This window comes from Mycobacterium colombiense CECT 3035 (assembly GCF_002105755.1).
Lineage (GTDB): Bacteria > Actinomycetota > Actinomycetes > Mycobacteriales > Mycobacteriaceae > Mycobacterium > Mycobacterium colombiense.
In genome coordinates, this window is the sequence record NZ_CP020821.1 from 1855281 (window position 1) to 1868384 (window position 13104).

General features: G+C 69.2%; 10 protein-coding genes. 1 reads left to right on the forward strand and 9 read right to left on the reverse strand.

Annotation, left to right across the window (positions count from 1 at the left end):
* Position 1: 1 nt before the first annotated feature.
* The 8 genes from B9D87_RS08540 to B9D87_RS26990 all read right to left on the reverse strand — a co-directional run bounded on the left by B9D87_RS08540 (position 2) and on the right by B9D87_RS26990 (position 11178).
* Positions 2-3547, reverse strand: coding sequence for a tubulin-like doman-containing protein (locus tag B9D87_RS08540; RefSeq protein WP_040629761.1), 3546 nt, complete (start codon positions 3545-3547; stop codon positions 2-4).
* Positions 3547-6495 carry a vWA domain-containing protein gene (locus B9D87_RS08545; protein WP_007770556.1) on the reverse strand — a complete coding sequence of 983 codons (2949 nt, stop codon included), beginning with the start codon at positions 6493-6495 and terminating at the stop codon, positions 3547-3549. The genes B9D87_RS08540 and B9D87_RS08545 overlap by 1 nt, the downstream gene beginning before the upstream one ends.
* 56 nt (positions 6496-6551) lie before the next feature.
* Positions 6552-7118 (reverse strand): hypothetical protein, encoded by a 567-nt coding sequence (locus tag B9D87_RS08550; RefSeq protein ID WP_007770554.1) that lies wholly within the window; start codon positions 7116-7118, stop codon positions 6552-6554.
* A gap of 10 nt (positions 7119-7128) precedes the next feature.
* Positions 7129-7794, reverse strand: coding sequence for a DUF4190 domain-containing protein (locus B9D87_RS08555; RefSeq protein ID WP_007770553.1), 666 nt, complete (start codon positions 7792-7794; stop codon positions 7129-7131).
* Between the two features lie 4 nt (positions 7795-7798).
* Positions 7799-8320 (reverse strand): DUF4190 domain-containing protein, encoded by a 522-nt coding sequence (locus tag B9D87_RS08560; RefSeq protein ID WP_085382801.1) that lies wholly within the window; start codon positions 8318-8320, stop codon positions 7799-7801.
* 521 nt (positions 8321-8841) lie between these two features.
* A complete protein-coding gene (locus B9D87_RS08565; protein WP_040629759.1) occupies positions 8842-9621 on the reverse strand; it encodes an Rv3717 family N-acetylmuramoyl-L-alanine amidase in 780 nt (259 codons plus the stop codon).
* Between the two features lie 16 nt (positions 9622-9637).
* A complete protein-coding gene (locus B9D87_RS08570; protein WP_007770550.1) occupies positions 9638-10900 on the reverse strand; it encodes a condensation domain-containing protein in 1263 nt (420 codons plus the stop codon).
* Positions 10901-11031: 131 nt separating this feature from the next.
* Complete coding sequence (locus B9D87_RS26990; protein ID WP_157373219.1) at positions 11032-11178, reverse strand: hypothetical protein; 147 nt, start codon at positions 11176-11178, stop codon at positions 11032-11034.
* A gap of 160 nt (positions 11179-11338) precedes the next feature.
* Here B9D87_RS26990 and B9D87_RS08575 point away from each other — a divergent pair, with 160 nt between their 5' ends.
* Entirely contained in the window at positions 11339-12508 is a 1170-nt protein-coding gene (locus tag B9D87_RS08575; RefSeq protein WP_007770549.1) for an acyl-CoA dehydrogenase family protein, read from the forward strand.
* On the opposite strand, the gene B9D87_RS08580 is transcribed toward B9D87_RS08575, so the two are convergent.
* Positions 12488-13030 carry a TetR/AcrR family transcriptional regulator gene (locus B9D87_RS08580; protein WP_174320906.1) on the reverse strand — a complete coding sequence of 181 codons (543 nt, stop codon included), beginning with the start codon at positions 13028-13030 and terminating at the stop codon, positions 12488-12490. The genes B9D87_RS08575 and B9D87_RS08580 overlap by 21 nt on opposite strands.
* Positions 13031-13104: the final 74 nt, after the last annotated feature.

Sequence of the window (13104 nt, forward strand, 5' to 3'; positions counted from 1 at the left end):
GTCAGAACGTCCCGCCCTCGGGAATCACCACGGGCGCACCGCCGTCGAGCACCGGCCCGCCCGCCGCGGCGCCGGCCGCCAGCGCCTCGGCCTCGTGCTGGATCAGGTTGATCAGCGCGCCGGTGGCCGCGTACACGTCGGGCGCCAGGTCGCGGAACATTGGCGTGTTCGACGCGGTGGTCCGGGTCGGCACCGTCGTGAACGCCCCACCCGGGGTCGCCCCGGCCATGTCCGCCGGAAGGTATTGCGCCGCAACGTCGCGGATGGTGGTCAACCATTCGACGGCCGCCGCGGCGCGCTCGTCGGCGGTTTGGGCCTCGGCGATTCCCGGCACCCGAGACTGCACACCGGGTGCGCTCGCAACGCCTTGCAGGAATTCGCGCAACAGCCCTTGCGCCGACAACGCGACGATCCCGCTGGCGGGGTCTTGGGAGTGCGCGTCGTAGAGCTCACGCAGCACGCTGTAGGGCCGCAGCGATCGCATCACCGGCGGCTCGTGCGACTGCGCGATGGCCAGCAGGATCGATTCCAGCACCGCGGGCAACCAGTCGTAGGGGGCGTGGAACGCCGACGGCGGCGTCAGCAGCGGGTTCGGGAAGTTCAGCCACTGCCCGCTGTCGGCGTCGTAGATCCGCACCGGCTCGGTGAACGGGGACGCCGGGATCTGGATGCGGCCCAGCAGCTGGCCGACGAACCAGCCGCCGGTCATGGCGAATCGCTGCTCGTCGGTCATCGGCAGCGACGCCGAAAGTGGCCGGGAGCGACGGTATTTCCAGAAGGCGCCGCGCCCGGGCCCCGCGGTCTGCGCCCACTGCTGGGCGGCGGGCTTGAGCACCGAGTCGAACGCCAGCGGCGAATAGTTGGGATAGGACCCGAAGATGTCGATGCGGGTCACGCTGTCCTCGTCGGACAGCGAGCGCCCGTAGTTGTCCTTCGTCGCCTGGTCGATGCGCGGATTGTTGCGGATGACTTCGAACAGTTCCCGGTCGACCGGTTGACCGGCGAACGGAATCTCGGAGAACTTGTAGCGGTATTCGGTCTGCTGGCCGGGGTGGACCCGCTGCAGCGCTTGGTCGTTGACGCTGGCCAGCGGTCGCGCCAGCGACAGCGCCTCGGCGAACTTGGTGGCGATGTCGCGGCGGCGCGCCACCAGCTCCGACTCCGACGCCCCGGCACCCTGCACGTAGTCGCGCAGCGACACCTTGCAGAATTCGGCGAACGACTCCCCGGGCCGCTCGACGTAGAGCCTGGCCCTGCGCAGCAATTCCACTGGCCGGGTGTGGATGTCGAACTGGGCGATCGACGGCACCCGCGCGCGGCCGGTCTCCGGGTCGGTGCCCAGCGCCCGGGTGACCCACGTGGCGGTGCGTTCGATCAGCCCGCCGGGCGCGGCGACGCCACCGGTGGTCTGCCATTCCCCGAGGATCACCCGCGTGGTCGCCTCCTCGATCGCCGACTGCAACGGGATCATGGCGTTGGCACCGGCCACCGCCTTCGGCAGGTCGGCCTCGTAGCGTCCCTTGAAGGCGGTCGAATTGATCAGCAGCACTTCGTTGTTCGCCTCGGCGAACCGGCTGGGCACCAGTTCGTCGGCGTCCGCCGGCCAGGCCGCATACTGATCGGTGGCCAACCGCGCGAGGCCCACGTCGGTAGGCGGCTCCGAGCGGGCGATCTCCAGCTGAACCATCGCCTCGCTGAGGCGATCACGCAGCGGCACCAGCAATTCCACGCCCAGCACCCGCATCACGTCGGCGATCCGGGCGGCGGTGTCGGCGAACAGCTGACGACGCACCGTCGCGCGGAAGCCGTCCACCACGGCCGCCACGATCTGGTCGGTGTTGGTCATCACCCCGTGCAGCGATTTCAGCCCGGCGTCCACCTGCGGCGAGATCGCCACGATGTCGGGCGGGCCCATGTTGCCCAGCTGCGCGACCCCCGCGGTGAGTTGGTCGTCGATGTGCCGGCGGAGCTGGTCGACGACTTCCCGCGCGAAGGGCAATCCCAGCGAGGCGACGGCCGCGCCGACCACCTTGTCCAGCCGGGCGGCGAAGTCCTGGTGCCACTGAAAAGCCATGGCGTAGGCTGCATCCGCACACGCGCGGGCCAACTCGGCGCGCCGATTGTGCACGGCCTGCCGCATGGTCGGCACCCACTGTTCGGCGGCGACGCCTTCCGGGTTCGGCAGGTGGTTGCGCAGCTGCCGGTCGATCAGGTTGTTGACCGTGGCGGCGACGGTGTCGGCGGTGAACGCCTCGGTGCCGATCCAGCGGCCCAGCTGGCTCACCCGGGTCTGCTCGTCACCGGCGCTGGGCGGCAACCCCAATTCGCCGCAGAGCGCGGCCCATTGGCTGGACAGCAGCGAGTCCAATTGTTCGGTGCTCGACGCCGGATTGCCCTTCTGCATGTGGCCGTCGAGCAGCTTGTCGACGCAGCTGCGGGCCAGCCGCTGGGCGGCGTATTCGGCGTAGCGGTCGCGGCCCATGCTCAGGCTGGAGAAGCCATAGGTACCCCAGGGCAACACATCCCAGGACGAGATGCCCCAGCCCAGCAGGTCGCGATCGCCCACCGGCGACGCGGTGTTGCCCAGGTCGTAGGCGACGAACTGGTCGCTGGCCCGGCCGCTCATCATCAGCCCGGCCAGCCCACGCGCCAGTCCGCGGTACACCGCGTACTGCGAGCCGTCGCCGAACAGGGTGCGGTCGGCGCCGATGTAGCGGCCCACCGGGAAGACCCGCGCGAACGGAATCGGTTCGCCCTCGCCGTGATGGTGGCCCAGCGCGCGCAGGATCCGCACGTCGTGTTCGCGGGCCGCGCCGGATTGGCTGGCCACGATCTCGCCGAGCATCGCCAACGCGTTCGCCCGCACGCCGATGATGGCGCTCTGGGGCAACGAGTCGAAGATGTCGGGTGTCACCATGAATACGCCCATCAATCGGGGATCCAGGCCGGTGACCAAGGTCAGCAGGCGGCACACGTCCAGCGCCATCGACGCGCCCGCACCGCCGGCCATCGAGGACACCACCAACACCAGCGGCGGTTCGTTCGGGTCGAAGCGCCCCATGCCCGGCACGTCGACCGTCGACATCTCCGAAACGGTCTCGACGCGAAACAGCGTGTCCCAGGCGGCCTGTAGCCGGGCGTGGATCTCGGCGGCCTTACTCAGGGTGATCATGCGCCCGATCGCCCGGTACTGCCCCGCGCCGGCCGAGATCGGGATCGACACCTCCTGCGGGTTGCGGGGCGCCCAGGTGGCGATGGTGTCCAGCGCCGATTCGGCCGCCAGCCGCTGCGACAGCGCACCGTCGAGCACGGCGTAGCTGCTGCCCTGCGGTCCGCAGCCGACGTAGCTGCCGCCCTGGGCGGGGACGTTCGCCAGCCCCTCCGGGCCCGACTCGGCGGCGCTCGGCACGTCGATATGGACGAATTGCCAACCGGCCAACAGCTTTTCGATCCCAGCGGTGTGCAGTTCGGAGCGCAACTGGTCCATCATCAGAGACAGCGTGGCACCACCGGAGCCACCGCAGCCCACTACCAGGAATCGTCGCATCAGGTGCCCTCTCCGAACGGGTCGAATGGTTCTGGGTCAAATCGATAGGAGGGCTGTGTCGCCTCGGTCGGCGGGAGCGCGGACGGCTTGCCCTCGCCCCGCTCGCCGCCCTCGTCGCGTTCTTCGCGCTGGCCGTGCTCGTCATACCGGTAGCCCGAGGCCATCGTGTCGTCCTGGCGCGGTATGGGTTCGGGGATCGGCCGCTCCTGCGTCTCCGCCTCGTTGAACCCCGGCGGCACCGATCCCGTCGTCACGGGCGGCGGCGCAACGGGTTTGGCTGCCGCGAAGGAGGCGGGCGCCGCTGCGGGTGCGCCCCCGAATGGCGAATCGCCCCCGCCGCCAAAGGGATCGTCTCCGGCCGGGCCGGCCACGATGCCGGCGGGCGTGTCACCGAACGGGGAAGCCGTCTCGCCCGGCGCCGCGAACGGCGCCGTCATGCCGGCCTGTACGGCGCGCAGCCGCAACCCGGTGAGCAGGTCGGGCAGTCGCTGCGCGACGTCTTCGTAGAGCCGCTCCCGCGCGAGGGTGTCGGTGGTTCCGGCCACCAACAGCAGTACCTCGGCGGCGTTCTCGGGCCCGTACGGGTTGTGCAGCAGCACCCAGGTGTTGTGCACCGCCAGCGGCAGCACAGCGCGCAGACCGGTTTTGTCCGATCCGGGTAGCTTGGACCCGACGCTGACGACGCCCTCGGCGTTGACGACCACGTGGCCGGATCCGAACGGGCTGCGCCCCATCACGACCGAGAGATTCACCCCGGCCACCGACAGCTCGCGGGTGCCGCCAGGCGGCAGCCCGGTCACCGGTTGCACCAGATCGGTGTCGGCCATCGCGAACGGCTCGCCGCCGCGCAACACCGCGTCGTGGTCGACCTCCACCGGGATGCGTTCGGCCAGCAGCGGATTGTCGGGGATCTTGCTGACCCACCACTTCGACGCGTACAGCAGCGCCAACGGGATTCCGGGACCCAGCAGCAGCGCGGCGATGAGCACCAAAATGAAGTTGGTGGTGTTGAGCGGGTTGATCATCGACGCCGTGAAGGCCACGGGTACGGTCTGCGCGTCGTCCGGGTTGTCCAGCGTCGAAACGTGGACGGGCACAGTGCCGTTGAGCCCGCCGTGGCCGTTGTGGTCGGTGTGCAGGGTGACCGACAGCTGTGCGGTCTCCCCGGCCTGCACCTTCAGGCAGTGCTGGCCCGAATTCATCGGCGAACCGACATGCGGCGTGCCGATGCCGTCGGGGGCGCCCGACACCGTCGCGGCATCGGTGTCGCTGATCCAGGCGCAGCCCGGGCCGGTGATGTTCAGCGTCGCCGTCGCCCCCTTGGCTCCCTCGACCGTGCCGAAATCGATGCGCTCACCGGGGGTGGGCAGACCGACCTTGGGCAGAATCTGCACGGGCACATCGACTTCCTGCGGCGACAGCTGGGTGCCGGCGATGGGCCCGCCGTTCAGGTCGGTGGTGTCCGCGGTGGTGATCACCAGCGACATCCGCAGCGTCGCGTGCCCCGGGGCGACCTTGGTCAGGTCGGCGTCGACGGGTTTGGCGATGTCGTCTTTGCCCGCCGCGGTCAGCAGCGGAATCGGCGCGGCGCCGTCGGGACCCAGCGAGGCCGACATAGTGGCCGAGCCGGCCAGGTCGGCCGGGGCCATCGGCTTGCCTTGGCCGTCAACCAAACCGAAGACCAGGCCCTTGAGTGTCTGGCCGCTGTGCCACGCGACCTTCTCGCCGCCCGTCAGCGCCGGGAAGATGTCGGTGGTGATGTGAATGCTGACCTTGGACACCGCGTCCGGGTGCTGGCCGGTGGTGTCGACGTAGACGATCGCCCACTGCCCGGCCCAGTGCGGCGCGTTGCCGTTCTGCAGCGAGATCGTCTGCGCCGATTCGGATTGCCATTGATAGTTCACCGACACGCCGTCGACGTTGACGTTTTGGGCGCCGTCCTTTTTGGGCAGCGGCAGGGTCTGCCCGGTCGGGGCGACGAGGTAGGGCTCGACGCCGGGCACGCCGCCGGAGCCCAGGATGTTGACCTCTTTGATGGACCGGTCGAGCACGAAGTTGTGCCGCGCCTCCGGGCACACCTTGATCTGGCACACCCCGCCCTGGTCGGTCACGCCGGGGTCGGGGTTGAGGGCGTCGAATGCGAACAGCATGTCGTCGATGTTGGCGACGGGAAAGAAGTCGCCGGGCACCGGATCCATGATGGCGCCGCACGCCATGCCCTGCAGTCCCTTGCCGGTGCTGATCGCCGACATCACGTTGAAGTCGCCGGGAGTCTGCTTGGCGCCCAACCCGATTCCCAACATGATGATGTTGCTCGACCGCAGCTGGTCGGCCAGGCCGCTGGGCCGGCAGATGGACTGCACGGCCTTCTGGGTGGTGTCGGGGATTCCGTTCGGTGAGTCCAGCGGGACCCCGTCGGCGTAGGGCTTGGTCACCGGGCGGGCGGTGAAGTCGATCATGCCGTCGGAGAACCAGGCGATGGCCTGGCAGCGCTGCCCCTTGCCGGCGGCCCCGCCGTGGTTGGTCAGCGCCTGCCGGGCGCCGTCGAGGGCCAGCCAGTAGTCGGTGTCGATGCCCGTGTTCTTCTTGGCGATCGGATCCAGCGAGGCGCCGACGCTGCCGGCGGTCGATCCGGTGAGCTGGGTCCAATCATGTTCGGGGACATAGGTATCGGAGAACCCGGCGACGGCGACGTCGAGGTGTGCGCTCACCCGGTCGGCGTACTTGCCCAGCGTCTGCACCAGGTAGCGGGCGGCCTGTACCCGCGCGGCCTGCGGGTCGGTCTGCTGCAGGCTGCTCGACTCGTCGAACAACAGCAGCAGATCACCGGCCTTCTGCGAGGCCAGGCAGGCCCCGAATCGGCTGGCCCCCGGCGAGCCGGTCGCCGACGCGACCGGCGCCCACCCGACCAGGTTCAGCACCACCACCAAAGAAGCGGCCGCGGCCACCCGCGCCAGTACGGCAAGACCGTTGCGGCCGCGAGGTATTCGAGCAGATTGGGCCACTACAACGTCCCTGCCCACAGCGCGATCTGCCAGGCCCCCACGGCGATCCCCACCAGGCAGACGGCCAGCACCACCCAGTACAGCGTCGAGGTCCAGGTGGGCGCCGAATAGATCGCCTCGGTGCGGCGCCGGGTATCGACCCGGCTGAAGACCGCCAGCGCGCCGATCGCCAGCGGCCCGGCCAACAGCCACCCGCCGACCGCGGCCGCGATCATCGGGCCGCCCAATGCGCTCGCGCCGGCCAGGGCAACGCCGGCCAGGGCCAGCGCCAGCGCCACCGCAAACCACACCAGCGGTGGGCCCGCCGTCGTCAGCGCGCCGACGCCCGCGGGACTCGCGGTGAGTTGGCCGAATGCGTCACGCCCGCCCGCCGGGTCGAACGCCGGTGCCGCCGGGCCCGGGAAAGCATCCGGACGCGCCGGGGCGGGGCGCTGGTTGGCCCACGGATCGAACCCGCCCGAGAAACCCCCGCCCTGCTGGCCGTGCGCCGGCGCCTGGCCGCCACCGGGCGCGGACTGCTTGCCCGGCCCGAAGTCGCTGAAGTCGAAGGGGTTTGGTGCGTTCATTGTCCGGTTCTCAATACGGGTTCAGGCACAGGGCGAAGGAGCGGTCGGGCGGCGCGGCCACGTACACCGAGTTGCACTGGTTGCTCGAGCGCACCCGCGCGGCAACCGTGTACACCCCGTCGCGGTGCTCGCAGTCGACGCCGAACAGGTCCAGCGCGTCGTTGCCCGTGCTGTTGCGCAGCTGCAGCTCCACGCAGGTGCCGATCGGCACGGTCGCCAGGTCGAGCTTCGGGCCCCGCGGCACCGTGGTGCCCGGCGCTACCGACGTGATGGTCCGGGGCGGCAGCGGCCGGGGCAGGGCGGAGCTGGACGCGGTCGCCGGCGTCGAATCGCTTGGGCGGGTGCCCCAATACACGCCACCGAGGATCAGCAGCACACACATCAGGTAGCCGATCACCAGGCCGGCGATCGCGGCCGGGCGTCCCCGCTCACCGCTGCGATTGATCTGCGGCAAGGCGAGGTGGCCCATCACGATGCCGGCGGGCGGAACAATCACCGCGAAGACCGGTGAGAGCACCGCCAGGGTGTTGTAGTCCGCGCGCGGCGGCTGCCCACCGAACGGCGCACCCGAGTAGCCGACCGGGGTCGTCGGCGCGCCCCCGTAGGACACGGTGGGCGGCGGTCCGCCGAACGGGTCGCCGGACTGCGGCGCGAAAGGGTCGTCGCTGGGATACATCGGTTCAGCCCTTGAAGTCGACGATGCAGGCGTACACGGTCTTGTTGTGGTTCCACAGCGTCGTGGGGGTCTTGCAGGAGTCGTTCGACAGCAGCTGGGTCACCTGCAGGACGCCTTCGCGCACCTCGCATGTGACGGGGTAGATGGTGATGAAGTCGGCCTTCTCCGAGGGGTCCGGCTTGTTCTGCTGGACCTCGATGCAGTCGCCCACCTTCAGGTCGCTGACAGAGACGCTCGGGCGCTGCGCCGGCGGCGGCGTGATCACCGTGGTGTGCGGCGGCACCGGCGGCACGTACGGGCTGGGGGCGGCCGTCTTGACCGTGTGCGAATCGGATCCGCTGGTCGCCAGCCACACCGCCAGGGCGCCGACCGCCAGCACGATGATCAGGTACGAGGCCGTCAGCCCGAAGATGGCGCGGTCGCGGCCACGCTGGTGGCTTTGCCGGATTTGGGACAACGCCACGTGCCCCAGCGCGGCGCCGGCCGGCGCGAAGACGAACGCGAAGATGGCCGACAGCGTCGCCAACGTGTTGGTCTTCGGCGCCGACGGAAAGGCACCGGATCCCGCGGGCGGATGCCCGGGCTGATGCTGCCCGAACGCCGGCCCCTGGCCGCCGGCCTGCCCCCGAAAGGGTCGGCGCCGAACGGATCCTGATAGCCGCCGCTATATGTCATCGGTGCCCCTCGATGCAGGGCCGGAGCTGGTCACCCATCCCCCTCATCAGCCGCCATCCCATTCCCCGTCAACGCGCCGGTTCGGCGGCGTTCACCGTCACCACATGCCCTGAAACCCGGGATGTCCCACCGCAAAAATCAACATAGTCGGTGCGGGCACGACGCACTCTTTTTCCACGAGAAGCAGCTTTCGGTACTGCTACATATAGTGCTGCGCCGCGCACACGCGCAATTTAGGCTGCGGCCCAACGTTCGCCACCCGCTCCATCGAGAGGTTAGCTACACCTCCAAAAACACCATCCCGTCCGACCATAGAAGTTAGCTGACCGGCCCTCGAAGGCACGTCGGTCAATTAGCTCAGTAGCGCCCACGTCAGCCGGTCGCGGCTTTGGAGTTCAGAAAGGCAACTATGCCCTGGGTGACCGCCGCGGCATATTTCGCCCGGCCGTCCGGACTTTCCATTCGCGCCAAGTCACCGGCGTTTTTCATGTTCCCCAGTTCGACCAGGACCGCCGGGTACTGGGCCAGGTTCAGCCCGGCGAGGTCGTCGCGACCGTACAGGCCGTCCGAGCCGATGTAGTTGGCCGGCTGTAAACCGGATTGGACCAAGGCATCCCGCATCGCATGCGCCAGCCGCACGGCCGGTCCGGATTGGGCGTCGTTGAGCGGCGGGCTGGAGTAGTTGACGTGGAATCCGCTGCCGGACGGTGGCCCTCCGTCGGCATGGATGCTGACGATCGCGTCCGGGCGCATGGCGTTGGCCGCCGCGGCGCGCTGGTCGATGCACGGGCCGACCCCGCCGTCGCTGTCGCGGGACAGTTGGGTGTGCACGCCCAGTTGGTTCAGCGAATCGTTGATCAGCCCCACCACCGCCCAGGTGAAGGCGTGTTCGGGATAGCCGTCGTCGGCGGCGGCCCCCGACGTCTGGCAGGGCTTGGTGCCGCCGCGGCCGTTGGGGACCTGCTGGTTGATGGACGCGTCGTTCACGGCGTTGTGGCCGGGGTCCAGGAAGACCGACGCCCCGGCCACCGCGGCCGCCGCCCGCGGGGCGGGCAACCATGCACCGGCGGTGACCATCGCCGGCATGACACCGGCGATTTTCAGGATGTCGCGGCGTGCCACGGATCGCAGCCCGCCCGGGCGATCACTCACCGCGCGATGGTAGCAATCAGACCTCTTCGACAGCAGCCATCAGGGCGTCGCCCACACACTTCAAGAAGGTCTCCGGCACGCTGTAGCCACAGGTCACCATCCTCAGACTGCCCTCGTAGGTGGTGATCCCGGTCAGGTATTCGCCATCCGTCTGGCTGAGCACCACCGGCCCCCACACCGCCGTCGGACGCAAAGCGGTTGCGCCGTCCAGGTTTTGCACGCCGAGGTTGGTGACCATGACGTCCCACGGGCTGATCCGGCTGAAGAGGTGCTCGGCGTCGTCGGTGTCGGCATCGATGGGGATCACCTGCTCGAGGGCGTCCGTCGTCGTACGGATTGCTGGCGCCGATCGCGCGGCGTTGAGATGCGCGGTCGTCGCGCGGGCCTGCTCCCAGAACGATGTCCCGTCCCACGGCGCGTGCCCGGTTGCGGTCGGCAGGATGCACAGCACGCAGCCGCCCTCGATTGCGAGCATCGGCCGCAGGTTCATCGGGTTGAGGACGCGGATGAACTCCTCGCCTCGGACCGCGGCGCGCACTCGGCACATCGCCACGACCAACGCCGCGTGCACCGTGGTGTTCTCCGCGCGGCAACGCCGCACCAATGCGGCGGTCTCGGCTCGGGTCATGGCCAGGGTTCGCACGTTCGTCAGGGTGCCGTCGAAGGGACGGATGACGCTGGGCGTGCTCATCCTCGTGTCGTCGGATTCCGCGGTGGGGTCCAGCGGCTCGGCCGCTTCGAGGGCGGTCGCGACGATGCGCTCCTGAGCTTGTGGCACAGGCAAACTCGCCAGGACCGCTCCGCTGAGCGCGGCGATCAGGTCGGTGAGCACGACGATGGAACTGATTCCGTCGGCGATCGTGTGGTCGAAGGTGAGCAGCAGCGCGCTACGCGTCGAGCTCTGCAGCAACGAGGCGCGCATCAGCGGCGCACGCGACCGGTCGAACGGCCTGCTGAGCTCTGCGGCCGCGGCGGCCTGCCACGCCAGTTCCGGTACGTGGCTTATGGTGAGCCCCACGGGCGCGACGGTCGCCGCGCGATAGAAGCCCAGGCGGATACCGGGCCGGTCCTCCACGTGCACCGACAACAGCGGATGCCGTCGCTGGACGGCGCCCAACGCCGTCCGGAGCTCGTCCGCGCGGAGCACCTCGCCGAATTCCGCCACGATCGAGAAATGCGCGGGGTTGCGCTCGCTGTATCGATAGAACAGCCGCTCGGCGGCTCCCAGGGGACGAACGAGGGTGGTTGCCTTGTCGTGCTGCGGGGTGTTGACGATCACCGAACCTCCAAGCGCCGGTAGAGCACTGCGACACAATGCAGACGGTCTCCCGGACGAATCGGTTCAAGTCTGCTGTCGCCGCCCTGAATCCGGCTCCGTGCGATGGGCCACAAATCCCACAGATCGCGACATCAACCGCGGACGTCGGCGAATGTCGTTGCCGTGCAGAGCATCAGCAGCGCCAACAAGATGCTCAGCGTTTTGACCGGGCCCGACGGCGCGCCGGTCCCGGACGGTCCCCGGCCGTCTCGCGAAATGGCTTGCGGTGAACGCATCATCACGTCCTCCTGTGGGCAGCTGGGGCATCGCCTGACAACATTCAGCCAACACCGATAAAACCATCGCCTCCAACGCTTAAAAACGATGACATCAATCGTGATTCACGATCAAGTCCCCGCAGGACAACTTACATACTAAAAAGTATGTTACGGTCGGGGCATGTCCGTGGTCGAAAGCCGCCCGCTGCACGGCGTCACCGACGAATTCGTTGCACGCCTGGCCGATCGCGCCGAAGAGGCCGAACGATTGCGGCGCCTGCCCGCGACGACCATCACCGATTTCCGGCAGACCGAGCTGTTCCGGCTACTGCTGCCGGCCCGCTTCGGCGGCCTTCAGGCCTCGTTCCCCGAACTGCTGCAACCGATTCGGCGCATGGCGCATGGTTGCGCATCCAGCGCGTGGACGCTGGGTTTCTACGCGCTGCACAACTGGCTGCTGTCGCTGTTCGACCCGCGCGTGCAGGACGAGGTTTTCGCGTCCGGCCCGGTGTTGGCGCCGGCTCCCTTGGCGCCGACCGGGCGTGGCGTACCGGCCGACGGTGGCACGCGCCTGACCGGGCGGTGGTCGTGGGCGACGGGCGCGATGGATGCCGATTGGGTGATGGTCGGCGTGCTGATCGAACGCCCGGACCGCATCGATCCGGCGCTGGCGGTGGTGCCCGCCGAGCAGGTCGAGGTCGAGGACACGTGGCACACGGCCGGCATGCGCGGCACCGGGTCGCACGACCTCGTCATCACCGACGCCCTGGTGCCCGAGCATCGGTTGGTCGCGGTGACCGACATCTACGGCGGCACGGCGCCGGGTGCGCGCGAGCACGGGGTGCCGACGTACCGGTGGCCGATGGTGCCCGCCCTGGCGCTGACGGCGGCGATGCCGGTGCTCGGAACGGCGGAACGGGTGACCGACCTGTTCGCCGAGCGGCTCAGCGGCCGTGTGCTGGCCTACAGCGGGGTGGCGCAGAAAGACCAGCCCGCCGCGCAGATCAGGCTGGGCGAAGCCAGGGTGCGGTTGAGCGCACTGCGGGCGTTGGTCGACCAGACGGCCGACGGCATCGAGGCGATCGTGGTCCGCGGCGATCGGGTGAGCCGATCGGTGCGGGCCGACGCGCGGTTGGCGGCCGCGCGCACCGTGCACGAAAGCCGGGCGATCATCGCCGACCTCATGGAGGCCTCCGGTGCCAGCGCCCATTTCCTGTCGAGCCCGATGCAGCGCGCCAAGCGCGACGTGGACATCGCGGCGGGACATGTGGTGTTCGATTACGACACGAGTCGAGAGTTGGCCGGGGCGTTGGCAATCGGCGCGAAAATCTCACCCATCGCGATGGTCTGAGCGGGCCGTCCCCGCCTCCCCCAGCATCACCGCCAGGAACCGTTCCCGTTGCGCCACCGATTGGGCCTGCTCGGCCGAGCTGGTGAGATGCAGCAGTCCGATTCCCGCGGCGAAGGTCAATTCCGCCCGCAGCCTGGCGTCCTCGAGGCTGAACCCGTAGTCGCTGTAGGCCTTGATCACGGTGCGCAGCAGCAGCCGGTCGGCCGCGCGGATGTTTTCGGCCGCCGCCGGGTCCAGGCGGGCCCACTCCCGCATCGCGCGCTCCAGCATCCAGTATTTCGGGCTGACCAACGTGAGCGTCAGGGCCGACAGGCGTTCCCGGGGCGGCAGCGCGTCGAGCTCGGACAGCGCCTGACGGTCGCGTTCGAGGAACTTGTTCCACGATTCGACCAGCGCGGCCCGGTATTGCTCGATGTCCTCGAAGTGCCAGTAGAAGCTGCCGCGGGTGACGCCCGCCTGCTGGCAGAGGCGTTCGACTTTGAGTGCGCGCACTCCCTCATGGGCAAGCACGGTGTAACCCACCTCGAGCCAGTCCTCGGCCGACAGGCGGGTCGACGGCTGTTTCCGCACGTCCACTCCAGGGACATTACGGGAGA